The 25,583-nt window shown below is 45.8% G+C and carries 21 protein-coding genes; 16 read left to right on the top strand and 5 right to left on the bottom strand.

Translation table 11 applies throughout. The features are described from left to right. The first annotated feature begins 131 nt into the window (after positions 1–131). The 3 genes from AELLOGFF_RS09325 to rluB are packed head-to-tail and all read left to right on the top strand — an operon-like array spanning position 132 to position 2,496. Positions 132–977, top strand: a complete 846-nt coding sequence (locus AELLOGFF_RS09325; protein WP_419183923.1) for a segregation and condensation protein A — start codon at positions 132–134, stop codon at positions 975–977. Then, complete coding sequence (gene scpB / locus AELLOGFF_RS09320; protein WP_200842631.1) at positions 974–1,705, top strand: SMC-Scp complex subunit ScpB; 732 nt, start codon at positions 974–976, stop codon at positions 1,703–1,705. The genes AELLOGFF_RS09325 and scpB overlap by 4 nt, the downstream gene beginning before the upstream one ends. Next, the gene (rluB, locus tag AELLOGFF_RS09315) at positions 1,705–2,496 is read left to right on the top strand and encodes a 23S rRNA pseudouridine(2605) synthase RluB (RefSeq protein ID WP_159268487.1); all 792 of its coding nucleotides are present in this window, start codon (positions 1,705–1,707) and stop codon (positions 2,494–2,496) included. The genes scpB and rluB overlap by 1 nt, the downstream gene beginning before the upstream one ends. Positions 2,497–2,577: 81 nt before the next feature. On the opposite strand, the gene rmf is transcribed toward rluB, so the two are convergent. Then, complete coding sequence (rmf, locus tag AELLOGFF_RS09310) at positions 2,578–2,781, bottom strand: ribosome modulation factor (RefSeq protein ID WP_159268486.1); 204 nt, start codon at positions 2,779–2,781, stop codon at positions 2,578–2,580. Between the two features lie 249 nt (positions 2,782–3,030). Here rmf and rlmKL point away from each other — a divergent pair, with 249 nt between their 5' ends. Then, complete coding sequence (rlmKL, locus tag AELLOGFF_RS09305; protein WP_159268485.1) at positions 3,031–5,208, top strand: bifunctional 23S rRNA (guanine(2069)-N(7))-methyltransferase RlmK/23S rRNA (guanine(2445)-N(2))-methyltransferase RlmL; 2,178 nt, start codon at positions 3,031–3,033, stop codon at positions 5,206–5,208. A 30-nt stretch (positions 5,209–5,238) separates the two neighbouring features. On the opposite strand, the gene AELLOGFF_RS09300 is transcribed toward rlmKL, so the two are convergent. From AELLOGFF_RS09300 to AELLOGFF_RS09290, 3 genes are all read right to left on the bottom strand, one after another. Further along, entirely contained in the window at positions 5,239–5,802 is a 564-nt protein-coding gene (locus AELLOGFF_RS09300) for an acyloxyacyl hydrolase (protein ID WP_159268484.1), read from the bottom strand. 175 nt (positions 5,803–5,977) lie between these two features. After that, a complete protein-coding gene (locus AELLOGFF_RS09295) occupies positions 5,978–6,184 on the bottom strand; it encodes a cold-shock protein (RefSeq protein ID WP_159268483.1) in 207 nt (68 codons plus the stop codon). 200 nt (positions 6,185–6,384) lie between these two features. After that, the gene (locus AELLOGFF_RS09290) at positions 6,385–8,538 is read right to left on the bottom strand and encodes a YgiQ family radical SAM protein (RefSeq protein WP_159269343.1); all 2,154 of its coding nucleotides are present in this window, start codon (positions 8,536–8,538) and stop codon (positions 6,385–6,387) included. Between the two features lie 170 nt (positions 8,539–8,708). On the opposite strand from AELLOGFF_RS09290, the gene AELLOGFF_RS09285 reads away from it, so the two are divergent. From AELLOGFF_RS09285 to phoU, 10 genes are all read left to right on the top strand, one after another. Next, positions 8,709–9,179, top strand: a complete 471-nt coding sequence (locus tag AELLOGFF_RS09285) for an NfeD family protein (protein ID WP_159268482.1) — start codon at positions 8,709–8,711, stop codon at positions 9,177–9,179. A gap of 51 nt (positions 9,180–9,230) precedes the next feature. After that, the gene (locus AELLOGFF_RS09280) at positions 9,231–10,079 is read left to right on the top strand and encodes an SPFH domain-containing protein (RefSeq protein WP_159268481.1); all 849 of its coding nucleotides are present in this window, start codon (positions 9,231–9,233) and stop codon (positions 10,077–10,079) included. A gap of 50 nt (positions 10,080–10,129) precedes the next feature. Continuing rightward, positions 10,130–10,984: a formyltetrahydrofolate deformylase gene (purU, locus tag AELLOGFF_RS09275; protein WP_159268480.1), complete on the top strand. Its 855-nt coding sequence runs from the start codon at positions 10,130–10,132 to the stop codon at positions 10,982–10,984. Positions 10,985–11,070: 86 nt separating this feature from the next. Beyond that, positions 11,071–11,778 carry a phosphate regulon transcriptional regulator PhoB gene (phoB, locus tag AELLOGFF_RS09270; RefSeq protein WP_159268479.1) on the top strand — a complete coding sequence of 236 codons (708 nt, stop codon included), beginning with the start codon at positions 11,071–11,073 and terminating at the stop codon, positions 11,776–11,778. Between the two features lie 13 nt (positions 11,779–11,791). After that, positions 11,792–13,093 (top strand): phosphate regulon sensor histidine kinase PhoR, encoded by a 1,302-nt coding sequence (gene phoR / locus AELLOGFF_RS09265; protein ID WP_159268478.1) that lies wholly within the window; start codon positions 11,792–11,794, stop codon positions 13,091–13,093. A 94-nt stretch (positions 13,094–13,187) separates the two neighbouring features. Next, entirely contained in the window at positions 13,188–14,156 is a 969-nt protein-coding gene (locus AELLOGFF_RS09260; RefSeq protein ID WP_159268477.1) for a PstS family phosphate ABC transporter substrate-binding protein, read from the top strand. A 144-nt stretch (positions 14,157–14,300) separates the two neighbouring features. Continuing rightward, complete coding sequence (locus AELLOGFF_RS09255) at positions 14,301–16,532, top strand: ABC transporter permease subunit (RefSeq protein ID WP_159268476.1); 2,232 nt, start codon at positions 14,301–14,303, stop codon at positions 16,530–16,532. 54 nt (positions 16,533–16,586) lie between these two features. Continuing rightward, positions 16,587–18,287: a phosphate ABC transporter permease PstA gene (pstA, locus tag AELLOGFF_RS09250; RefSeq protein WP_159268475.1), complete on the top strand. Its 1,701-nt coding sequence runs from the start codon at positions 16,587–16,589 to the stop codon at positions 18,285–18,287. Positions 18,288–18,363: 76 nt separating this feature from the next. Next, positions 18,364–19,167, top strand: coding sequence for a phosphate ABC transporter ATP-binding protein PstB (gene pstB, locus AELLOGFF_RS09245; RefSeq protein ID WP_268818562.1), 804 nt, complete (start codon positions 18,364–18,366; stop codon positions 19,165–19,167). A 30-nt stretch (positions 19,168–19,197) separates the two neighbouring features. Beyond that, positions 19,198–19,914: a phosphate signaling complex protein PhoU gene (gene phoU / locus AELLOGFF_RS09240; RefSeq protein ID WP_159268473.1), complete on the top strand. Its 717-nt coding sequence runs from the start codon at positions 19,198–19,200 to the stop codon at positions 19,912–19,914. Positions 19,915–19,931: 17 nt separating this feature from the next. Here phoU and AELLOGFF_RS09235 read toward each other — a convergent pair whose 3' ends face one another. Continuing rightward, positions 19,932–21,446, bottom strand: coding sequence for an AbgT family transporter (locus AELLOGFF_RS09235; RefSeq protein ID WP_159268472.1), 1,515 nt, complete (start codon positions 21,444–21,446; stop codon positions 19,932–19,934). 383 nt (positions 21,447–21,829) lie between these two features. Between AELLOGFF_RS09235 and AELLOGFF_RS09230 the strand changes: the two genes are divergently transcribed. Further along, positions 21,830–23,089, top strand: a complete 1,260-nt coding sequence (locus tag AELLOGFF_RS09230) for an MFS transporter (protein WP_159268471.1) — start codon at positions 21,830–21,832, stop codon at positions 23,087–23,089. A gap of 325 nt (positions 23,090–23,414) precedes the next feature. After that, the gene (locus AELLOGFF_RS09225; RefSeq protein WP_159268470.1) at positions 23,415–25,583 is read left to right on the top strand and encodes a FimV family protein; all 2,169 of its coding nucleotides are present in this window, start codon (positions 23,415–23,417) and stop codon (positions 25,581–25,583) included.

Here is a 25,583-nt window from a genome sequence, read left to right as displayed (position 1 = left end):
GATATCGTGAGATCTCAGTAATAGTGCAAGATGACTCTTCAGACAAAAGCAGCGTAGAACCGCTTGGCTTACCCCTAACCTCAGTGTCAGGAACTCCCGGGCCTGAAGCCGTGGCTGGGCGGCTTGAACCCATCCCCGAAAGTGCTCGTGAAGCGATTGAAATTGTTAGTCTTAAAGCAATTCGTCAGCAACCTCAGCAGGGCGAGATGCCGTTTGCTGTGGTGCAGGGTAAACCGTTAACTGAAATCCCTAAAGACTTGTATATTCCGCCAGAGGCTTTGGAAGTTTTTCTTGAAGCATTTGAGGGTCCTCTAGACCTCTTGCTATACCTTATTAAACGGCAGAATCTTGATATTCTTGAAATCAACGTGGCGCAGATTACTGATCAGTATATGCAGTACGTGAATATGATGAGTGCCGTACAGTTTGAACTGGCCTCGGAATATCTCTTAATGGCGGCGATGTTGGCTGAGATTAAGTCGCGAATGTTGCTGCCGCGCTCGGCGGATGTGCTGGATGATGAGGAAGACCCGCGTGCGCAGTTGATTCGCCGATTACAGGAGTATGAGCGATTTAAGCAAGCAGCTGAGAATATTGATCAATTACCGCGAATGGGACGAGATAATTATGCCGTTACCATTGAACCGCCGCCACTTGCGAAACAACGAGCGGAGCCAGATGTAGATTTAAAAGAATTACTACTTGTGCTGGGTGAAGTATTGAGACGTGCAGATTTGTTTGAGAGCCATCAGGTGCAACGCGAAAAACTATCAACACGTGAGCGGATGTCACAAGTATTAGCAGTGTTACGTTCAGATAGTTTTGTACCCTTTGTAACCTTATTTAAAGTAGAAGAGGGGCGTTTAGGGGTTGTGGTTACCTTCTTGGCGATTATGGAATTGATTAAAGAGTCGCTAGTAGAAATCGTTCAGTCAGAGGCCTTCGCGCCAATTCACGTAAAAGCGAAAGTGATATGATACCGGATATACAGCAATTAAAACGTATCGTCGAGGCGGCGTTGATGGCAGTTGGGCGACCTCTAACGCTTCAGCATATTGCGGAGCTTTTTGACCCTGAAGAGCGGCCTACTACCGGCGATATCCAAGATGCCTTAAATGCCATTAAACAAGATTGTGACGGGCGAGGTTTTGAACTCAAAGTTGTCGCAAGTGGGTATCGCTTGCAAGTGTGTGATGACTTAGCGCCGTGGGTTGGGCGCTTATGGGAAGAAAAGCCCCAGCGTTATTCTCGTGCTATGTTAGAAACACTCGCTTTAATCGCTTATCGGCAACCAATAACACGTGGCGATATTGAGGATATACGTGGTGTCGCTGTGAGTTCGCAAATTATTAAAACAATGTTAGAGCGTGAGTGGGTTCGCGTAGTTGGTCATAAAGACGTACCAGGTCGTCCTGCAATGTATGCCACCACGCGCAAGTTTTTAGATTACTTTAATTTGCGCAATTTAGATGAGCTGCCGAGTTTAGCCGAAATAACCGATCTTGATACACTTAATGGTGAATTAGAATTAAATACCGGTGAATTTGCAGAAGATACGTCCAGTAGTGACAATGACATTGCCGAAACCGAAACCGAAACCGAAACCGAGAGCGGGTCTGAGCAGGAAGTAAACACGGATTCATCCAGCGAGCGAATCGATGATCAGGTTTATGACCAAGACTACCCACCTGAGACCAATTTTTAATGATACAAACAGATGAAAAACTACAAAAAGTACTTGCGCGAGCCGGTTTAGGTTCACGCAGAGAAATGGAAAAAGTGATCAGCGAGGGGCGAATTTTAGTCGATGGCAAAGTGGCGACGCTTGGTGACCGGGTAACAAATAATGTCAAAATTCAAGTTGACGGTAAGCCTTTACGCCTAGATTCAGCCACAGCTAAGCCGCGTATTTTGTTGTATAACAAGCCTGAGGGCGAAATATGCAGTAGAAAGGACCCTGAGGGTAGGCGTTCAGTCTTTGATCGCTTACCGCGTTTACAGGGCGAGCGTTGGATATCGGTAGGGCGTTTAGACTTCAACACAACGGGCTTATTATTGTTTACCACTGACGGTGATTTAGCCAATAAATTAATGCATCCCTCCACAACCATTGAGCGCGAATATTTGTGCCGCGTGATGGGTAATGCCAACGAAGACACCTTAACGCGTTTGAAAGAAGGCGTGCAGCTAGAGGATGGTCTTGCAAAGTTTACCGATATTGTCGATGGCGGCGGTGAGGGGATAAACCATTGGTATTATGTAGTTATCATGGAGGGGCGTAATCGTGAGGTGCGGCGTTTGTGGGAGTCCCAAGAGCTGCAGGTGAATCGTTTAAAAAGGGTGCGTTACGGCTCGGTGTTTATCCCGTCTAAAGTGAAGGTTGGGCAGTGGACGGAACTGGGTGATAAAGAGATTGCAGACGTGTATGGCATGGCTGACCTAGCGGTACCTGAGGTGGCTATTCCAGCCGGAGGGCGAGGACGAAGAACTCGCTGAGGGTACTCGCTGGCATCATACTGAATTAATAAAAAAGGCCCAGAGGGCCTTTTGTTTAAAAGCGTTTATTTTAAGCTTACTTCAGTGAAACGCTTGTTTTTGAAGAGCTGTGGCAGTATCAATACCGTCCCAGTGATCGGTGCGTCCCTCTCGCCAGCCAGACATCCACTCCTGTTTTAGTTGCTCTTGATTGTGGGGACAATTGTCTTTTTGCCTACCGGAAATACCGGCTTGATAACCACGTTGATATGCTCTTTCTGTCATGTCGCGTTTCTGTCTTCTCATAGGGCATTAGCCTCCACGTATTTAGTCAACATGTCGCTACGGTATTGCTTAGTCGCGCAACAACCGATTTTCTGTCACCATCGCGATGGGTTACAGCGCGATAGATCTTCATGTAACCAAACTTTCATATACTTCGTCGAAGACCTATTACTTATAAGCGTTACAAGGTTTAGACGTAAGTTGAATAAGACGCTAAGTTATTGTTCGCTATATTGAAAAAAATTATTACTAGTACTCAGTTGAGGGTTTATGAGCCAAAAGTACTCGTTTATTGCTACTTGCCCTAAGGGTTTAGAGCAACTTTTAGCGTCTGAAGTCGCATCCTTGGGTGCTGAGGTAGGGCGTGAGACAGTGGGGGCGATAAATTTTGTCGCAAATATTGCTACTGCCTACCGAGTTTGCCTGTGGTCTCGCTTAGCAAACAGAATCTTGCTTGTTTTAGCAGAATATCGCGGTGAGAGTGCAGATGCTTTATATCAAGGGCTGAGAGAAGTGGAGTGGGGGGGGCATCTTTTGCCCACCAGCAAAATCACCGTAGATTTTAATGGTCAATCCAATGATATTAGGAATACCCATTTTGGCGCCTTAAGAAGTAAAGATGCGATTGTAGATTATTTCTTGGCCAAGGGGACGCTGCGCCCAAGTATTGATAAAGACAATCCTGACGTACGTATAAACGTTCGGCTTCGTAAAGGTTTTATTACTGTTGCCATCGATTTGTCGGGTGAGAGTTTGCATCGCAGAGCCTATCGTAGCAGTGGAGCAATGGCACCATTGAAAGAAAATTTGGCTGCTGCGCTGTTGCTGCGCGCAGATTGGCCGGGTATGGCAAGTCGGGGCGGCGGCTTAATTGACCCCATGTGTGGCTCAGGAACCTTGTTAATAGAAGCCGCCATGATGGCAATGCAAATTGCACCAGGTCTCCTTCGGCGTCGCTGGGGTTTTCTTGGCTGGCAAGGGCACGATGAGGCAAGCTGGGAATCATTATTAGATGAGGCGCACGCTTTGCGCACAAAAGCGATGGCCCGAGAGTGGCCAGAAATACGTGGTTACGACGCCAATGGCAAGGTTGTAGCTCAAGCTGAAGAAAATATAGACAATGCTGGGCTTGACCGATTTGTTAAGGTGTCGCGGCGTGAGTTGGCGCAATTGTCGCTGCCTACGCACAAGGTACTTCCAGAGGGTTTGTTAATAAGCAACCCACCCTATGGTGAGCGGTTGGGTGAGCAGGCGGAGCTGCTGCATTTGTATCGTCATCTTGGCCAAGCCATGAAGGCCCATTTCCTTGGTTGGCAGGCGGCCATATTTACTGGCAATCCCGACTTAGGTAAGCGCATGGGAGTGCGTAGCTATAAACAATACCAGCTTCTAAATGGCACCATTCCTGCTAAATTATTGCTGTTTAATATAAAGCCAGACGCATTTGTTACTGAACGAGACCATTCATCATCTAAAACCGATAAGGATACTCCCTCAATACCACTCACCGCGGGTGGGCAAATGTTTGCCAATCGCTTGCGTAAGAATTTAAAGCGCTTGAGTAAATGGAAAAACAAGAATGAAATAGAATGCTATCGAGTCTATGACGCCGATATGCCTGAATATGCGGTAGCGGTTGATTGTTATGGAAGTGCCGTACATATCGCCGAATACATGGCGCCAGCGACGATATCTGAAGAAGATGCGGAGCGGAGACTAAGCGAGGTGATAGAGGCGGTCAGTCAGGTATTCTCTATTTCAGCAGGAAATATTGCGATAAAGGAACGTCGGCGTCAGCGTGGCAAAGACCAATATCAACGTCAGGCACCTAGAAATACGTTTATCGAGCTAAGAGAGGGGCAGGCGAAAATCTTGGTTAATCTCTATGATTATCTTGATACAGGCTTATTTCTTGACCACCGTCCAGTTCGCTTAGATATAGCTGCACGAGCACGTGGCAAACGCTTTTTGAATTTGTTTAGTTATACCGCGGTCGCCTCAGTGCAAGCGGGCATTGGTGGCGCGCGTTTTACTACATCGGTAGATATGTCTCGTACCTATTTGCAGTGGGCGCGTCGGAATTTGTCATTGAATGGGCTTAGTGAGGCCCGACATCGTACCGAGCATGCCGATTGTCGAAAATGGTTAAAGACCTGCGAAGAACAATATGATCTGATTTTGCTGGACCCGCCGACATTTTCAAATTCAAAACGTATGGATGATGTTTTAGACACTCAGCGGGATCATAGTGAATTAATTGCAGATGCAATGCGCTGCTTAGCATCGGATGGTTTGTTGATTTTTTCTACCAATAAACGTGATTTTGTCTTGGATAGCGGTGTCTCGCAGGACTATAAAGTTGAAGATAAAACGCGCTGGTCGCTCGACGAAGATTTTTCTCGCGGTGGCAAACCAATTCACTACTGCTGGTATATTAGCCACCCATAATGGGTGGCATTCTCACTTTTTAGGTCTTGTTTAGTAGCTATACCCTAAGCGAAGGCCGTAAGTGTCTAGTCCTCTATTATTATCATCGTTGAGAATACTACCGTTTGAAATATGATCCATAAAAATGCTGGCAGAGAAGGAGTCATTTATCTGATAACCAGCGCTAATTTCAAATCTAAACAGTATTCTCGACCCTAGTTCGCGTTTATCATCTGATTTCTTTTCTAGATCACCATCGTGTACTGCAAAACCGCCGCCTAGCTCGGCATAAAATGGCGATGAACCGAAGATAAGCCGGCCAGTGCCACCAAGATAAGCATAGCTAGTGCCGTCAGCTAGGTTTATGACCGCGCCGCCATGTCCGTATAGTCCTGAGTTATCGAAACGTTTTAGCAAGTGATGATAGGCAAAGTTTATGTCTGGACCATCTTCTGTTTCGCTGGCGATAGGACCTTTGTTGTGGGCCAGTGCGCCAGCAATAATGATTTTCTCAGGCAGGGCGTTGGTGGTGGAAGTATCGGCGTGAGTGGTGATACTGATTAACAGTCCCGTTATTGCAAGGCAGAAAGGACGTATACACTTCATTGTTGTCATTCTTATTTTCCTAAAAAATCATTGGGGCTTAAGGGTATTGGGTTGTTCGATAATACGCGGAAAAATATTAGCGAAAATAGTAGGTGGGCTGCAGTCCGCTTGCTTGCTACATCAATAAATGGGTGCGTTGATAGCTAAAAAAGGGCGCAGCAGATGTTGCTGCGCCCAGTAAAAATCAGATTAATGTGACATTGGCTGCTTGAGGGCCTTTTTGACCGGTGGTGACATCAAACTCTACTGCTTGACCTTCGGCAAGCGTTTTAAAGCCTGAGCCGCCAATCGCGCTAAAGTGAACAAAAACGTCAGGGCCAGAGTCTTGCTCAATAAAACCAAAGCCTTTAGTTTCGTTAAACCATTTTACTTTACCAGTGCTTCTGGACATGTTTTGTACCTCGTTAGGTAGTTGCCTTTTTTGGTGCTTGAGCTGAGATAGGCAGGGACTTATGAAACAGAACGAGGTACTAAAATCGACTTCGTGTTGCTATATACATAAAACCAAGCTGCATCCATAGCCAGCAAACCCATTATATACATACTCGAAAGCACGATAGGAAGACTTTTGCACCCTAAAAAGTGAATTTTTTATTTCGTTTTTCTAGGCGGTAAACCCGTGTGCTGAGTGAGTATTTTACGGCCTTTACCCTGTTTTGATACCCAGTTGGCTGGTTGGCGCGGTGGTACTAAGTGTTTTTTGCCGTAACCAATGAGATCTCTACGGCCCATGCTTAGCAGTGAATCTCTGATGGACGGCCAGCCCTCAGGGTCGTGATAGCGTAAATAGGCTTTGTGGAGACGGCGCTGTTTTAAGCCTTTGGCGCTGATGACGTTTTCACTGTTTCGCGATACTTTCTTTAGTGGGTTTTTCCCTGAGTAATACATAGCCGTGGCGTTTGCCATGGGCGAGGGGTAAAAGGCTTGAACTTGGTCGGCACGAAACCCATTGCCCTTTAACCACATTGCAAGTTGCATCATATCTTTATCGCTAGTGCCGGGATGGGCAGCGATAAAATAGGGGATTAGATATTGTTCTTTGCCGGCCTGTTTGGAGTATTTATCAAACATCAATTTAAACTTGTCGTAACTACCCATACCCGGTTTCATCATCTTGGAAAGCGGGCCATCTTCTGAATGTTCGGGGGCTATTTTTAAATAACCGCCGACATGATGGGTTACGAGTTCTTTAACATATTCAGGGGTTTCTACCGCAAGGTCATAACGCAGCCCCGACGCAATCAAGACTTTCTTGACGCCATTTAACTCACGAACGTCACGGTAAAGGTCAATTAATGGTGTTTGATCGGTATTCAAACTTTTGCAAATACTGGGATACACACAAGAAAGGCGCCTACAGCGACTTTCGATTTCAGTGCTTTTACAGTTTAAACGCCACATATTGGCAGTTGGCCCGCCAAGGTCAGAGATGACACCGGTGAATTCAGGGGTTTTATCTCGGATGTTTTCGACTTCCTTGACAATTGATTCGTGCGAGCGGCTTTGGATTATTCGCCCTTCGTGTTCAGTGATAGAGCAAAAGCTACAGCCGCCAAAGCATCCCCGCATAATATTGACGGAGAAACGAATCATATCGTAAGCGGGAATTTTGGCTTTGCCGTAAATGGGGTGGGGTTTGCGTTGATAGGGAAGCTCAAAGACCCAGTCAAGTTCGTCTGTGCTAAGGGGAATTGGCGGCGGGTTTAGCCAGACTTCTTGGTCGCCGTGACGTTGTACAAGAGCGCGTGCGTTGCCGGGGTTAGTTTCTAGATGGAGTACCCTTGCGGCATGGGCATAATTTACGGGGTCGTTTTTTACCAGTTCGTAATCGGGTAAGCGAATAACTGTCTTGGCTACATCCGTGCCAATTTTACGCGCTTGTAGAGGGTCGATGATTCGAACGGCTTGCACCTCATCAGCAGGCTTGTTAGCAATGGTTGTTTCGTTTTCATCTTTCTTGCAACTGTCTGTAGCGCTGGTGTCTACATAGGGACTTGTGATGGGGTCAACTTTGCCTATTTGATCTACGCTCGCTGAATCTATCACTGTCCAGCCCGCAGGAATGTCTCTAGTGACAAAAGCAGTACCACGTAAATCCCTAATACTGGTAATTGCGTCGCCTCGGCCTAAGCGGTGTGCAACATCGATAATTGCTCGTTCAGCGTTGCCGTAAAGTAATAAGTCGGCACGAGAATCGAGTAGCACAGATCTGCGGACCTTGTCGCTCCAGTAATCGTAATGAGCAATACGGCGGAGGCTCGCTTCAATGGAGCCGATGATGATTGGGGTTTCTTTATAGGCTTCACGGCAGCGTTGTGAATAGACAATTACGGCCCGGTCTGGGCGTTTACCGCCTTCATTGTTCGGTGAGTAGGCGTCGTCATGACGCAGGCGTCTATCCGCTGTATAGCGGTTGATCATCGAGTCCATATTGCCCGACGCCACGCCAAAAAATAGATTGGGTTGGCCAAGCTGCTTGAAGGGTTCTGCTGATTGCCAGTCCGGCTGTGAGATAATGCCAATGCGAAAGCCCTGTGCTTCAAGTACGCGACCAATAACGGCCATGCCAAAGCTGGGATGGTCTACATAGGCGTCGCCAGTCACAATGATGATATCGCAGCTATCCCACCCCAATGCATCCATCTCAGCCCGCGATGTTGGGAGGTAGCTAGCGGTGCCGAAACATTCGGCCCAGTAAGGGTGATGGCTAAATATGGCTTTAGGTGTTTGCATAGCAGATGACATGGGGCACAGGGTTTCGAGTGAACTGATCATTATACGTGATAATGTGATGACTTGCTGCCCAGATAGAGCGCTTGAGTAAATATAAAATAGCGCAGTAAGTGCTTGAATTTTTTAGCAAATGAATACTAAATAGATGTCTGGTTGGCAGGTTTGTGGCAAAGGGGCCCAAAATGGAGTGGTTAAATAACAATATTGCATACTGGCATTGGATGGTTTTTGGTATGTTGCTGGTAGCAAGCGAGATATTCATACCAAGCTTTGTCATGATCTGGTTTGGTGCCAGTGCAATCGCTGTAGGTTTGATTTTAGCCGCAATTGAGATGCCGTTTAGCGTTCAGCTGCTGGTTTGGCTGATTATGTCGGTGATCGATCTCGGCATCTGGTTTAAATTTGTTCATCCTAAAATGAAGAATAAAACCTTGTCAGGAATGTCGCGAGAGCAGGTGGTGGGGCAGGAAGGTATGGTCATTAAACTAGGCGCAGAGTTTGGTCACGGTACGTTGCGATTTTCGATTCCAGTGCTCGGTAGCGATGAGTGGCAATTTATTTGTAAGGAGCCCGTGGCGGTTGGTGAGCGAGTGGTTGTTGATGACATATCGGGTAACTCATTGATTGTAAAATTGGGCGCTGGCCAAGTGTGATGAGTTGTATCTTATAAAAATATAGTAACTACAAATTCAAGGAGAAGTGCGATGGATGGCTTGGCAGTTGTAGCGGCATTGGCAATATTGGTAATCGTCACTATGGCGAAAGGGGTTCGTACCGTACCTCAGGGCTATAAGCATATTGTTCAGCGCTTGGGTAAATACCATGTGACCCTAAATCCGGGGTTGAATTTTATTATTCCTTATATTGATGATGTTGCTTACAAACTTACCACCAAAGATATCGTCTTGGATATTCCCTCGCAAGAAGTCATCACCGAAGACAATGCTGTGATTATTGCGAATGCGGTTGCCTATATCAATATCGTGTCTCCTGAAAAGGCGGTGTATGGGGTTGAAAACTATACGCTGGCAATTCAGAACCTGGTGCAAACGGCGTTACGTTCGATTATCGGCGAAATGGCCTTAGATTCAGCCTTGTCATCACGGGACCAAATCAAAGCGAAATTAAAGGCCGCGATTTCGGATGATATTGCCGATTGGGGTATTACCCTGAAAACGGTTGAAATCCAAGATATAAACCCGTCAATGACAATGCAACAAGCTATGGAGGAGCAAGCCGCCGCGGAGCGTCAGCGTCGAGCTGCGGTAACCAAAGCCGAGGGCGAAAAACAAGCTGCTATTCTGGAGGCCGATGGCAGATTAGAAGCATCCCGTCGTGACGCTCAGGCACAGGTTGTTTTGGCTAAAGCCAGTGGCGCCGCAATAAGTGTGGTATCAGAAGCTGTAGGTGATAAAGACTTACCGGTTTTATATTTGTTAGGTGAGAAATATGCCGACGCATTAATTGAATTGTCCAATTCAAATAATGCCAAGACTGTTATTTTACCTGCAGATTTGCCACAGGCCTTACGGGGTATGCTTAACAAGGTGTAAAAGCACTTATATTTAAAATACGGTGATAAATAGAAGGTTAATTGCAGTTCATGGATCACACATATCGATTGGTAATTAGTTGCCCAGACCGGGTTGGTATTGTAGCTCGAGTTAGCCAGTTTGTAGCCGATCAAGGTGGCTGGCTTACAGAAGCTAATTATCACGCAGATGCAGATAATAATTGGTTTTTTATGCGCAATGAAATTCGCGCTGACTCACTACGTATGGGGGCAGAAGCTGTTCGCGACGCATTTGCGCCTATTGCGCAAGAATATGAAATGGCTTGGGAATTAGTTGATTCCTCGGTAAAGCGCAAAGTCGTTATTCTAGCGAGCCATGCTTCTCATTGTATTGCCGATATTTTACATCGCTGGCATAGCGGTGAACTAGATTGTGACATTCCCTGTGTTATCTCAAACCATGAAAATCTTAGAAGCATGGTGGAGTGGCACGGTATTCCATTCGAGTATGTAAAGATTGACCCTGAAAACAAGATGCCAGCTCACACGAAAATCATGGAGCTAACCGCAGAATACCAAGCTGATTGCGTGGTGTTAGCTCGCTATATGCAAATTATTCAACCGGAGTTTTGTCGTGCTTATTCGGGTCGAATGATAAATATTCATCATAGTTTTTTGCCCTCATTTATTGGCGCTAATCCCTATCAGAAAGCGTTTGATAGAGGGGTTAAACTCATCGGTGCGACCAGTCATTATGTGACTGAACAGCTTGATGAGGGGCCAATTATTGAGCAGGATGTCATCAGAGTGTCACATAGACATAGCAAGGACGACCTTGTTCGACTTGGTAAAGATGTAGAAAAATCCGTGTTGGCGCGTGCGTTACGGAATCACATAGAAGATCGGGTGCTAGTACTCGGTAATAAGACGGTAGTGTTTGATTAACTTACTAAAAAATCGATATGTAATAAAATTGTCACCAAATGTCGTTTTAATGCTGCTTACAAATATTGCTAAAAAAGGGTAGAGGGATGACTGCAACCACCATACTGATAGTCGACGACGAAGCCGCAATTCGTGAAATGATCCGCGTTGGGCTCGAACTTGCTGGATACGAGTGCCTAGAAGCGAGTAACGCACAGGACGCTCACGGTATTATTGTGGATCAGCGCCCCGACTTGGTTTTGTTAGACTGGATGATGCCGGTAACCAGCGGTTTGGAATTACTGCGTCGTTTACGTCGTGATGATGTTACCCGCGATTTATTGGTCATCATGCTTACGGCAAAAGATGATGAAGATAACCGCGTTCAGGGCTTGGATGTTGGCGCTGACGATTATATTACAAAGCCATTTTCGTCTCGTGAATTGATGGCGCGGATAAAAGCGATTATGCGCCGATCTACCAGCCGAGAGTTGGAAGAGAGTATCGAGGTTGGCGGCTTAAAGTTAGATCCCGCTAGTCATCGAGTTTTTGTGGATGCTCAACCTTTAGATATGGGGCCTACAGAATTTAAACTGCTCAAGTTTTTTATGACCCATCAAGAACGTGCTTATAGCCGTGGACAATTACTTGATCAGGTTTGGGGTAGCAACGTCTATGTTGAAGAGCGAACGGTTGATGTTCATATTCGCCGCCTTCGTAAAGCATTACAAACCGAGCTGCGCGATTGCGGTTTACTTATTCAAACTGTTCGCGGCACCGGATACCGTTTTTCTACCACGGGTGTTTGCGCCTAGCGCTAATTAATTAATGCGCTACTACAGTTGGAAAACCGAATTATTGCGTATTAGCCTACCTGTCACCGCCGTGGCAGGAGCTTGTACAATCTTTGATTTAGGTGTCTGGCCACTATTTGTTACAGCGTTATTGGCATGTGGATGGTTGTTAAGATCACTCCAGCATTTGTCGGATTGGTTGTATAGCGGTGCAAACAGTGAGCCTCCGGAGGCAATGGGTATGTGGGGGCAGGTTTTTGATGTCATTTATGACATGCAACGTGATGCAACACAAAATACGAATAAATTACAGGCAATGATCGATTATCTCCATTCATCGTTTGCGTCTATGTCAGATGCTGTCGTGATGTTAGATCCGCAGGGCAATATTGAGTGGTGTAATGCCTCTGCAAACGAGCTTTTAGGCTTGCGTGAGTCTGATGATGTTGGCCGCCAGTTAGTTAATCTTATTCGAAGTCCGGCATTTTTACGTTATTTTGAAGCGGAGAGTTATCAAACCTCGCTTGAAATGATGTCTCCGGTAAATAACCATATCAACCTTAGTGTTAGTGTCAGCTTTTTTGGTCAGCGCAACCGCTTGTTATTTGCCCGCGATGTCACCAGGACTCACCGCTTGGAAAAAATGCGGAAAGATTTCGTTGCGAATGTTTCACATGAATTGCGTACGCCGTTAACCGTTATCAACGGCTATCTCGAGACTTTTTCTGAGCACGGTGGCGAAAATGCCCGCTGGGATCGCGCGGTAAGTCAAATGTTACAGCAGTCACGACGTATGCACATGCTGATTCAAGATCTTATGCTCCTGTCGCGATTAGAGGCTGTTCCCAAGGCGGGGGAAGAGTCGTTAATTAGTATGCGTTCATTAATGGAGATGATTCGCGAAGAGTGTGCCACTGCGGCCAAGGGCGAGCGCAACTTGCTGATAGAGTGTGATGATAGCGTTGCCATTAGCGGTAGTGCGAATGAATTACGCAGTGCATTCTCAAACCTTGCGATGAACGCGGCTCGGTATACTTCGGACAAAGATACAATCATTTTACGTTGGTACTGTGATGATAATCATGCGTATTTCGAAGTTGAAGACACTGGTATCGGGATTGAGCCTCAGTATATCCCTCGCTTAACCGAGCGCTTTTATCGTGTAGATCAAAGTCGGTCCATAGATACTGGGGGAACAGGGTTGGGACTGGCTATCGTTAAACATGTGTTAATTCGGCATCGCGCTGAGCTGCGAATACGTAGTGTTCCTGACCAAGGTAGCGTGTTTAGCTGTGTTTTCCCCCGTTCAGCGGCAGTGGAGACAGTGTCATCATAATCGTCGAATTATTCCGATAATCTGTCACATATCTGTCATAATTCGCCTATAGAGTGGCTGCTTTAAGGCATTGAATTGGTATGAGGGAGGGTTTGTGGGTATTAAACAGTATTTGGTCGGAACGCTAGTTGCGCTGTCATCGGTGACAGTAACCGGAGCTACTGAGGTAGATGCAGCGTTGCCTGAATATACTAATGCCTCCGGTGTGTCTGGAAATTTGTCTAGTGTTGGTTCAGATACCCTAGCAAACCTTATGACGTTATGGGGCGAAGACTTTAAACGGTACTACCCAAATATCAATATTCAAATTCAGGCTGCGGGCTCGTCTACTGCTGCACCGGCTTTAACAGAGGGTACTTCTAATATTGGTCCCATGAGCCGGAAAATGAAGGGCAAGGAAATAGAGGCGTTTGAAAATAAATTCGGTTATAAGCCTACGGCCATACCGGTAGCAATTGATGCCTTAGCGATTTTTGTTCATAAAGATAACCCTATTGAAGGCATGACAATGTCGCAGGTTGATGCGGTTTTTTCGAGTACTTACCGGTGTGGGCACCCCGATAGTATCGAGACATGGGGTGGTTTGGGCATGAGTGGCGCGTGGTCGGCACGTGATGTCCAAATGTTTGGTCGTAATTCTGTGTCAGGTACCTACGGTTACTTTAAAGAAAAAGCGCTATGCAAAGGTGATTTTAAGAACGGAGTCAATGAACAACCCGGCTCGGCATCGGTAGTCCAATCTGTTTCTACCTCTGTAAATGGTATTGGTTACTCGGGCATTGGCTATAAAACCTCAAGTGTTAGGGCTGTTCCTCTGGCCAAAGGTGCAAATGACGAATTTGTGACGGCGACATTTGAAAACGCGACATCTGGCGCATATCCGCTGTCTCGGTTTTTATACGTTTATGTAAATAAAGCGCCCAATAAGCCATTAGCGCCTTTGGAGCGTGAATTTTTAAAATTAGTACTCTCAAAACAAGGGCAAGAAGTAGTCGTAAAAGATGGTTATGTTCCACTGCCGGCGAGTGTTGTCGAGAGGATTCGCGACAAGATGGGGCTGTAGTTAATTCTGCTGTAACCAAATAAGGCTAGCGTTTTCGAAGATATTGCCGCAAAACGTACGCGGCAATTTAGCATCCGCATATTGATACTGGCCCACCCTCAAAATGCCACATTGTGTATATTGAAATTCAGCGAGCTATAAGAAATGAGTCAATCTGAGGTACGTGCTACCGCTACCGCCTACCAACAGTGGCGTCAGGCTAAAAATGTGATTACGGCAACAACGATTACTGCAGGTGGTATCGGGGTGCTTTTTGCAATTTTGCTTATTTTCTTTTATTTGCTATATGAAATTATGCCTTTGTTTCGTTCGGCATCTGTGCAAGAGGGTATTGAGTTTGAGGCTAACGCAAATGCCCCAGCTTTATATTTGGCCATGGAAGAGCAGGCTGAGATTGCCTTTAGGTTGGGCGAAACGGGGGAGGCCAAGTTTTATCAATTAAGTGATGGCACATTATTATCCACAACAGATTTACCCTTAAATGGTGTGGATATTTTGAGTTTTGCACTGGAGTCCGAAGAAAGTCGAATATTTGCTTTGGGGCTTAGTGATGGCAATGTTCTGATTGCGAAACACGATTACCGTATCAGCTATCCAAATGATAAGCGTTTGATTAGTCCAAAATTGAGCTATCCATATGGGGAGTCGGCATTTACCTTAAGTAATGGGCTTGCCGTAGAACAAATTGCAATTAGTGACAGTGATGAGTCGCTACTGATTATCGGTGTAAGCAATGGCAAGCTGCTGGGCCGTAGATGGATTAAAGAAGAAGACTTCTTGAGTGAAGAGGTGACTTTAAGTGAAGAGGAGGTTCAATTACCTAAATTAGACATCACCCCTAATCAAGTGCTGATCGACCCCGGTCAAAGATGGTTATATGTTTTGGGCAGTGATGGTGGCTTTCGACTTATTGACCTGCGTAAGCAAACGGTTGCCGATCGAGGGTATTTATTCGATACCGGATCATTGAGTCAAGCGAGGTTTTTGCTCGGCGGTATTTCATTAATGGTCGCCAGTGATCATGGTGCAGTAGGTCAATGGTTTGTGGTGCGGGATAAGGCGCGAGAATCAGGTTACCGGCTACAGGCGGTGCGCCATTTTGATATTCCCAATGGCGGTAGCGCGGCCTTAGTGACTGAGCATCGCAGAAAAGGCTTTGCAAGCGTCAGCTCAGATGGGCAGTTAGCCTTATTTTACACCACCTCACACCGGCGTTTATTGAGCAAAGACCTCTCCGTAGGCTCGGTGCAGACAATGGCTATTTCGCCACGCGCCAATAAATTGTTAATTGAAACATCGGGTGGGAGTTTAAAAACTTTCGCTTTGCATAATGAGCACCCAGAGTTGTCATGGTCTGCGCTGTGGAGCAAGGTTTGGTATGAAAGTTATCCTGAGCCAGATTATGTTTGGCAGTCATCGGCAGCGAATAATGATTTTGAAGCGAAATACAGCTTCGCACCTTTAGCGTTTGGAACATTGAAAGCCGCTTTTTATGCGATGCTTGTTGCGGCCCCTTTAGCTATTTGTGCGGCCATTTATACGGCGTATTTTATGGCGCCGGCTCTCCGTCAAAAAACCAAGCCATTAATTGAGCTAATGGAAGCCTTGCCAACCGTTATTCTCGGTTTTTTAGCCGGCTTATGGTTGGCTCCCTTTATTGAGAAAAACTTACCGGCGGTATTTTCATTATTTATTCTCCTGCCTGTTGGTATTTTAGTGTTTGCTTGGACGTGGTCGCGATTACCAGCAAACTTTCGACGTCATATCCCAGATGGCTGGCATTCGCTACTGCTTGTTCCTGTGGTGCTTGCGATAGTATTTGTGTGTGTGGAGTCTAGCGCACCGATTGAGCGTGGGCTCTTTGACGGGGATATGCGGGCATGGTTGACCAACGACATGGGGGTTTCCTTCGATCAGAGAAACGCACTGGTAGTTGGCATAGCAATGGGGTTTGCGGTAATCCCAACCATTTTCTCTATTGCCGAAGATGCGATTTTTTCAGTTCCCAAGCATCTTAGCTATGGCTCACTAGCCTTGGGCGCTACCCCGTGGCAAAGCTTAGTCGGTGTGGTGATGCCAACAGCCAGTCCCGGTATTTTTTCGGCTCTGATGATTGGTATGGGGCGAGCGGTGGGTGAAACGATGATTGTCTTAATGGCGACAGGTAATACGCCCATTATGGATGCGAATATTTTTGAGGGAATGCGGACACTTGCGGCCAATATCGCGGTTGAAATTGGTGAAACCGAGGTTGATAGCTCGCATTATCGGGTGTTGTTTCTAGCCGCGTTTGTGTTGTTTATTTTCACTTTTGTGGTGAACACCATTGCCGAAACAGTGCGTCAACGGTTACGCACGCGCTACGGAAACCTCTAGTTGTCATTGTTATATTGCTTGCTGGATAAGTGCAAGTTTACGGGAAGTTAGCTTATGTCATTGTACGACGATAATAAACAAAGCTTTATGCAATGGTGTAAGCGCGGTGAGCCCATGATTTGGTTAAACGCCGCCGCTGTCACGGTGAGTACACTGGCTGTTGTTGGTTTGCTTTTATTGTTGGCGGTCCGAGGCTTTGGTCATTTTTGGCCGGCGGCGGTTATGCAGTCTAACTATGTATTACCTGGCGAAGTCCCAGTTGCGGTAATGGCCGAGCATGTTGAATCTGAATCGGTGCCCATAGAACAATTACTCAGTGCGGGGTTTAACATTGATACCAAGGAAAACTTTGTTGAAAGACAGCTAGTCAAACTCGGAAATAGAGACGTTAGCGGTGCGGATTTTAAATGGGTAATTAGTCAATATTTGCAAGACATTAGCTACCCAGAAAATGCAGTGGTTATTGAGCGACGAGAGTGGGGAAATTTTTACGGATATTTACAAAGTATTAAAGAGCGTGGCACCAAGGTCACAAGTGCTGAAAACAACGATGTTTGGAGTGAGTTTCAGCTTCGGGTTGATAGGGCCGAGAAGCTTTATAAGCAAATTGAGAAAATTGAGAAAGGTGATATAGGCGCAATAAATTATCGGCTGGAGAAGTTACGCTTAAGTGAGCGGAAGATAGAGCTTAATGAGGAATTATCAGCTAGTCGACGTTTACAAATAAAGGCTGACCTACTGGCAGAGCGGGCTGAGCTTGACGCCCAATACAAGATAATGCAGTCCCAACTTTCTGAGTTATATCAAGAGTGGCGGCGCGACAGTTTTATTATGGAGACTGCGTCGGGTAAAACAAGAGAACTACAAATTGCCACAGTGGTTCACGCATACCAGCCTAATGGGATGAGCTTATTCCAAAAGATTAGCTTTTATTTTGCGAAGTTTGGTGAGTTTTTAAGTGATGAACCCCGTGAGGCAAACACGGAAGGGGGTATTTTTCCTGCGATCTTCGGCACCGTCATTATGGTGCTAATTATGTCGATTATGGTGACGCCTTTTGGTGTGGTTGCGGCAGTTTATTTACGTGAATACGCCAAGCAAGGGGTGATGACACGGATTATTAGGATTGCTGTTAATAATTTGGCCGGCGTTCCCTCCATTGTTTATGGTGTATTTGGCTTAGGATTTTTTATTTACTTCTTGGGTGCTGAGATGGACAAGGCGATGTTCCCTGAAGCCCTACCAGCGCCCACCTTTGGTACCCCCGGCTTGCTGTGGGCGTCGGTTACTTTAGCCTTGTTGACCCTGCCGGTGGTGATTGTTGCGACAGAGGAAGGTTTAGCGCGTATTCCACGTAATTTGCGGGAGGGCAGCTTGGCGCTTGGCGCCACCAAGGCGGAGACGCTGTGGCGAATAGTGTTACCCATGGCTAGTCCGGCAATGATGACGGGCTTAATTCTGGCTGTTGCAAGGGCTGCAGGGGAGGTGGCACCGTTGATGTTAGTGGGTGTTGTTAAATTGGCACCTTCGCTACCCGTTGATGGCAACTTCCCTTATTTCCACTTAGACCAAAAATTTATGCATCTTGGTTTTCACATATATGATGTTGGTTTTCAAAGCCCAAATGTAGAGGCCGCACGGCCATTGGTGTACGCGACCGCGTTGCTGCTGGTGGTTATTATTGCCTTGTTAAACTTCAGTGCAGTCGCTTTGCGAAACCATCTTCGTGAAAAATATAAATCACTAGAACTGTAGGTCAGAGTAATATGAATATAAGGTGGCGAGTGTTATGACTAGTGATAAATCACAGCTAAAGGCGCACGCAATTAATATGGAAACCCTTGGCAGGTATGGTGCGGAACAATCTTCTATCCACGATGAGGATATTACGCTCACCGTTGATAATTTGGATTTATATTACGGTGAAAAACAAGCCTTGTTTGACGTTAATATGGTCATTCCACGCAAGAAGGTGACGGCGTTTATTGGCCCGAGTGGATGTGGTAAATCGACCTTATTGCGATGCTTTAATCGAATGAATGATTTAGTGGATACCTGTCGAATCGATGGTGGTATCGCGTTAGATGGATCGCCTATTTATGATAAACGCGTAGATGTGGCAACATTACGTCGACGAGTTGGTATGGTATTCCAGAAACCAAATCCTTTTCCAAAATCAATATATGAAAATGTTGCCTATGGCTTGCGGATTCAAGGAATAAATAAAAAGCGTGTCCTTGATGAAGTGGTCGAGCGCTCTTTGCGTGGCGCGGCGTTGTGGGACGAAGTCAAAGATCGACTACATGATAATGCCTTGGGAATGTCTGGCGGTCAGCAGCAACGTTTGGTGATAGCGCGTACAATCGCGGTAGAACCTGAGGTACTATTGCTGGATGAACCCGCATCTGCACTAGACCCCATTTCAACCCTGAAGATTGAAGAACTTATTTACGAACTAAAAGACAAATACACCATTGTTATTGTCACCCATAATATGCAACAGGCAGCGCGGGTGTCTGACTACACTGCATTTATGTATATGGGCAAGTTAATTGAATTTGATAATACCGATACCCTGTTTACAAATCCAAGCTATAAGCAGACTGAAGATTATATTACTGGTCGTTATGGCTAAAATTTCGCTGAACGATTTTGGAGAGAACTCATGACAGAGAAGAGTGCGCATTCACACCATATTTCGCAGCAGTTTAATGCCGACTTGGATGACATAAAAACGCGAATGCTGGAAATGGGTGGCTTGGTAGAGAAACAAGTTGCAGACGCTACCAACGCGTTTATGAATTTAGATACTGGCCTAGCATCGGATGTGAAACAGGGTGACAACCTTGTTAACAGCCTTGAGGTCGCTATTGATGAGGAATGCACGATCATTTTGGCTAGACGCCATCCCGCTGCCAGTGATTTACGTTTAGTACTGTCTATTAGCAAGATTTTAAGTGACCTTGAGCGGATGGGTGATGAAGCAAGCAAGGTGGCAGAAAGTGCGATACGACTCACCGAACTTGGCGGTCTACCTCGCAGCGTTTTAGAAATTCGTCATATTGGTGATCATGTCTCTGGCATGGTACGGAACGCGCTTGACGCGTTTGCACGTCTTGATATCGACTTGGCTTTAGCGGTGGCAGAAGAAGACAAGGCCGTTGACCTTGAGTACGGCACCGCAATGCGCAGCCTTGTGACCTATATGATAGAGGACCCGCGCACGATTTCATCGGTGTTGCAGGTTATGTGGGCCTTACGCTCCTTGGAGCGCGTGGGTGACCACGCTAGGAATATTGCTGAGCACGTTATTTACTTAGTAAAAGGTGCGAATGTACGCCATGTTGATATTGATGAAATGGCGGCAACAGTACAGGAGTAGTGAGCTTAATTCAGCACTTACCCCGGACCTAGGGGAAGGCCAATGGCAAGCCATGCGCTTAGTAGGATTGACCAGGAAAATAAAAATACCAAAGAATAGGGGAGCATAAGTGCAATCAATGTACCCATTCCCGCTGAGTCATCATGGCGTTGCATAAATGCCACTACCACGCCGAAGTAGGGCATTAACGGTGTAATAATATTAGTACTAGAATCGCCGATTCGATACGCCATCTGTGCTGACTCGGGATCGACACCGAGTAAAAACAGCATGGGAATAAAAATGGGCGCAATCAATGCCCATTTTGCTGAAGCACTACCTATTAATAAATTTATAGCTGCACTCACAAAAATAAAGCCTAGTAGCAAGCTTGTTTTGGATAAGGCTAAGCCTGCCAGCCAGTTTGCGCCATTAATTGCTGAAATCGCTCCCAAGCCAGTCCAATTAAAGTAATTAACAAACTGGGCGGCGAAGAACATTAATACTAGATAGCCAGACAAACTGTTTATTCCGCTTTCCATGCCGGCAATCCAGTCATGATGGCGCTGGTATTTACCCGTGCTATAGCCAAATATCAAACCGCTAATTGTTGCGTACAGCGCTATGAACACGACAATTCCATTAAGCAATGGTAGTGCAGTCAAACCATTGGGATCTGGATTTCGTAACAGGCCTTGCTCAGGCAGAACTAAATAAATTAATAGACCGATAAAGATGAGGCTAAAGACAGCGACTCTACGCAGTGCTCTTTTTACTTCAGGTGATGCGATATATTGGCGTTCTTCAGTGTTATTACTTGATGCGTTGGGTTTAGAGAGTCGTGGTTCGACAATTTTTTCGTTTACCCAAGCGCCGGTAACCGTAATGAATAATGCTGATACCAAGGTGAAATAATAGTTAGCACTGGTGAGAACTTCTCGATTTGGCGACACTAGACTCACCGCCTCGGTACTTATTCCAGACAGAATAGCGTCAACGGGGCCAAGTAATAGATTTGCGCTATACCCGCCAGACACACCCGCAAATGCGGCGGCGATGCCCGCTAAAGGAGATCTCCCGGCAGCTTGAAACATTAATGCCGCGAGTGGAATGAGGACTACATAACCCGAATCAAAACCTATGCTAGACATCACACCCGCAAAGACCACAAAACTACTAAGTATTCTGGGTGGAGCGTTCGCGGTGAGTCGTTTGAGTACATGGCTTAGCAAACCTGAGTGTTCTGCAACGGCGATACCCAATATTGCAACCAATACCGAGCCTACGGGGGCGAAATGGATGAAATTATTGACCGTATTGCTAATGATCCAGTTTATCCCTTCACGGCTTAATAAGGATTTCGCCGAAATAAGATCTTGTGTCGCGGGGTGTACAGCCGAAAGTTGTAAATATGCGGCAATGGCCGAGACAGCAATAATGGCAATGCAAAAGTAAATAAACAATAGCACCGGATTTGGGAGCCTATTTCCCGCCATTTCTAGGGCGTTAAGCCAGCGTTGTATTAGTGGAAGACGCGGTTTGGCATTGTGCATAGACGGAGACCTGTTTCTGCGTGACTAGTTATGACTGAAAAGGATTAGTTTAGCGAATTTCAGTGCGAGATATATGAGGCTTTGCAATTAATTGTTGCAGTTCTGATTGTGGTTAGCACATAAAAAGCCGTGATCCAATTAAAGGGGCGGCGCGTCCAAGGAGATAGTGAACAGCGTCATTGTGTTACAAGAACGGGGTAGTCTGGAAAGCGTATCAGTGAGTGAGAAGTCAGCAATTGCTTAGCGCTAATGTTAGACTACGCTGTTAGAACGGCTGAGTGTATAGCGCCGCAAGCAGCCCGGTAGAATACGTTATATGGCTATATGTCTTTATATAAGCGCTCTAGAGTCACTGTTTTTTGTAAGCGAGGAGAAGGATCTAGGTGAGTAGTTCAACAGGGAAAGTGACTAAACCGGGCTTTAAAGCCATGTTTAGCCTTTATCTCGCCATGATAAGTGTGGGAATGGGGCAAACTGTTGTTTTTGCCATATTACCGATGCTGGGGCGAGAGCTTCATTTGGATTTGCTGGTATTTAAGCTGCCTTTTTCTGACCTTGTACTGGAACCTCGCGAACTGGCAATCACCACATTGTCGGCGTTAACAGCATTTGTATTCTTCATCGCTGCGCCAAAATGGGGGCGGTTAAGTGACCGGCTGGGTAGAAAACCACTCATTATTCTAGGTTTATTTGGCTATGTTGTCGGTACACTTGCGTTTAATGGGGTGGCTTATTTAGGCCTTACAGGCGTTTTGTTGGGAACTACGCTGTTCATCTGTTTAATTCTTAGTCGTGCCTTCCACGCGGTTATTATGTCGCCAACACATCCTGCTTCTGCCGCGTATATGGTTGATGTAACTTCGGTACATGAGCGAACCAAAGGTATGGGTAAGCTTCAGGCCTGTAATCAGCTCGGTGTTATGTTAGGACCCGCTTTGGCGTGGTTTGTTAGTATTAGTTATTTAGCTCCTCTTTATATTCAAGCTGTTGTGTCATTTATTGCCGGGCTTTTAGTTTGGCGCTACTTACCCGCCATTCCTGTCTCTAATACTAGCGGTAAGAAGTTGGCGAAGTTGGCTTATTTTGACCCACGTTACCGTATGTTTATTATTATCGGATTTGTTATCTTCAGTTTACTGGGTATGGTCCAGCAGACACTGGGGTTCTATTTTCAAGATATGCTCAATATTGACGGGGTCCGTGCTGCGCAATTATTTTCTGCCGCCATGGTGGTTTCGTCAGTCGCCATATTGGGAGCGCAGTTTTTTGTGGTAAGACGCTACACCGGCTTACCAATGGGACTGTTACGGGTAGGACTGCCTTTCATGTTGTTGTCATATTTAATGCTGGCAAACGCAAACGGCCAATGGATGTTGTTTGTTGCCATGGGCTTATTTGGCTTTGGTATGGGCTTAACTGGACCGTCATTTACTGCGAGCGCAACAATGGCCGTCGAATCCCATGAACAAGGAGGTTTGGCTGGGCTGTTAGGTGCGATTGCAGGGCTTGGGTTTATGATTGGTCCACTGGTTGGTGGGGTGCTGTATCGCCTTGCTCCGAGCTACCCATATTGGTGTGCCGCCATTGTCATGGTGACGATCATCTTGATCTTGACATTTGTTGATAATGGATCAAAGAAATAGCTTTGTGACAGTCTGGTTAAAATTTATGCTGTTTTGTCTGGGCACCATGAACGGTGCCTTAGGACTGTAATCTACACGTTTATCCACAAGCTTATTCACCTTAACTGGGGAAAACTTTCGAAGGCGGTGGAAGAGAACATAAAACTGGGAAATATCTATCGTTGTGATCTATTTTAGATATATGCCAGTGATACGAAGCGTATTTGCCATTGTTTTCGTATTTTTGCCGGCGTTTAATGGGGATAATGATGGCGTTGCTGTTTTTTAGCGTCCAAATACTCGTCATGGGCCAATATTCAAAGGCATAGAACTAGAGAGCTATACTATGGGATTTAACAAATTGCCTAAATTATTACCCCTTTGTATTGGGGTTTTGATGGTGAATGATGCCATGTCTTTGGGTTTGGGGGCGGTAAACTTAGATACAAAGCTCGGTCAGCCATTGTTCGCACGCATTCCAGTATTTGGTGCCGAGGGCGTAGGTAGCCCTGATGTATTGATAACACTTGAGTCCGTTGTTGATCCTGATACCGGCTTTGATATTGGTAATATTGATACGCGCTCCCTCTCAGTTGCAGGCGAGATACAAGAAGATGGCAGCGGTACTATTTATCTGCGCAGTGATACTCCCATTAATGAACCGTATTTATATTTTTCTATCAAGGTTCGTTGGCCTAGTGGTGCCTTGACGAGAGATTACACTTTATTACTTGATTTGCCAGACTCGTCATCAATTCCAGAAAATACCGCATTAACAGATCAAACTGTATCGAGCTCTAATTCTTCAGCTACTGTAAAAGCACCACCAAGTGATGATTTAAGTCTTCCACTACAAACGGATGCTATGTTGCCGCCTATCGTAAGCTCGTCTCAGGGAAGTCGATTGAATACAGTGCCGAGTATTGGGCCTGACACTGCGTTTTATATGACGGCGCGGGGCGATAGCTTGTGGAGTATTGCGCGCCGAGTAGCCCGTGCTAAGGGCGGAACTGCCAATGATTGGATGTCGCGGTTATACAGTAATAATCCGGGTGCTTTTATTCGCAATAATCGTAATTTATTAAAAGAGCGTGTGACCCTCGATTTATTTGATAGTGTTTTAGAATCTAAAGAGGTTCCGCCAACACCATCAATAAAGCCTAAAGATAAGCAGGAGCAGCTGCTAACTAGCGGTGTGACAAAAACACCCAGTGGTCCCCGGCCAGAAGTATTAAACCCGGTTCGCCGTGAGCGCGAAGACGACAATGAGCCTGTAGAAGAGGCTTTAACTGAGTCGCAATTTTTAAATAAGAATCTAAGCGATGTTCAAACAGAATTTGCTGAGGTATCAGAGAATATTACTGCTATGACCAAAAAGTTGGCGTTATTGCAGTCTCAGCTAGATGATTTAAATGCTCAAGTTAAAGCGCTTAATGGTGTTGATTCAACAAACAAAGCTGAGTTTGCAGATGATGAGGGCTTTGGTGAAGGCGATTTACCTCAGCGCGAATCTACGGTGATTGCAGTAAGTCCTGAGGATGGTGTCAATGCGGGTGAGATTGCCGCGCTTGCGGCAGAAGGTAATCAAGCTGTTGATGCACCGCCTGGGAACACCAGTGTTGTTAATCTAGGTAGCGTTAAGGAAGCTAGCGGTGTTACGGCAGTTACCAATAATATTGATGGTGACACTGCAGAGAGTACAAATGCGGTATCGAGTACATGGTCATGGCTGTGGTGGTTCGTACCGGTAGTAGGGCTTATTTTACTATTGCTACGGTACCGGAAGGCCTCAAGGGAAAATGATTCTTCTTTTGTAGGACACGATACAGAAGCAGTGGGTGGTTTAGCTGATGTTAATGCCGCAGTCCAAGCGAAAGCGCAGGCAGAGTTAGCCTCTGTAAAAGACAATTTTAATGATATTTTTTCAGCACTTGATGCGAAACCGACGGGCTTGCTTACTGAGAATGAAATAAAGCCAAAGCCTGATCCTATTGAAGATCATTTTGCTGCTCCAGACGATGTTATTTCTCAAAGTAGAGTTATGCCTAGTCAATATGCTCAGCCAGAAATTGCGGTGAGCCAGAAGGCTAGCTTAGCGGATATCGATGACGATTTCTTTGCAGATCTTGATGAAGATGCGCTTTTACAAAATGGTGGCTCTAGTGATGAGCAAGAGCTTATTGATCTAGATATTCCAGATTTAGATGATAGCTGGCTGGGTGAGGACGTTGACGGAGGCGATGTTAGCGCTAGGGCTGGTGCTTGTTTAGAGTTGGGTGACTATAGTGGCGCAAGACAGATTTTAGAGCAGGAAATAAGTACGAATGACGATGTTAATTTGAAAATGCAGCTTTTGGATGTGTATGCACATGAGGCTGAACAAGACGCATTTGAAGGTTTAGTATTACAAATTGAGTTTTCGTCACCAGATGAAGAGGTTCTTAGAGAAATTGATGTACTAAGAGAGTTAATGACTGCAAGAGTTAATTCTTTTAGCAATGGCGGGGCTGAATGA

Origin of the sequence: Zhongshania aliphaticivorans (genome assembly GCF_902705875.1) — a bacterium.
Lineage (GTDB): Bacteria > Pseudomonadota > Gammaproteobacteria > Pseudomonadales > Spongiibacteraceae > Spongiibacter > Spongiibacter aliphaticivorans_A.
The sequence above is the reverse complement of the archived record's forward strand: the minus strand, read 5'-3'. Positions and strand labels throughout refer to the sequence as shown.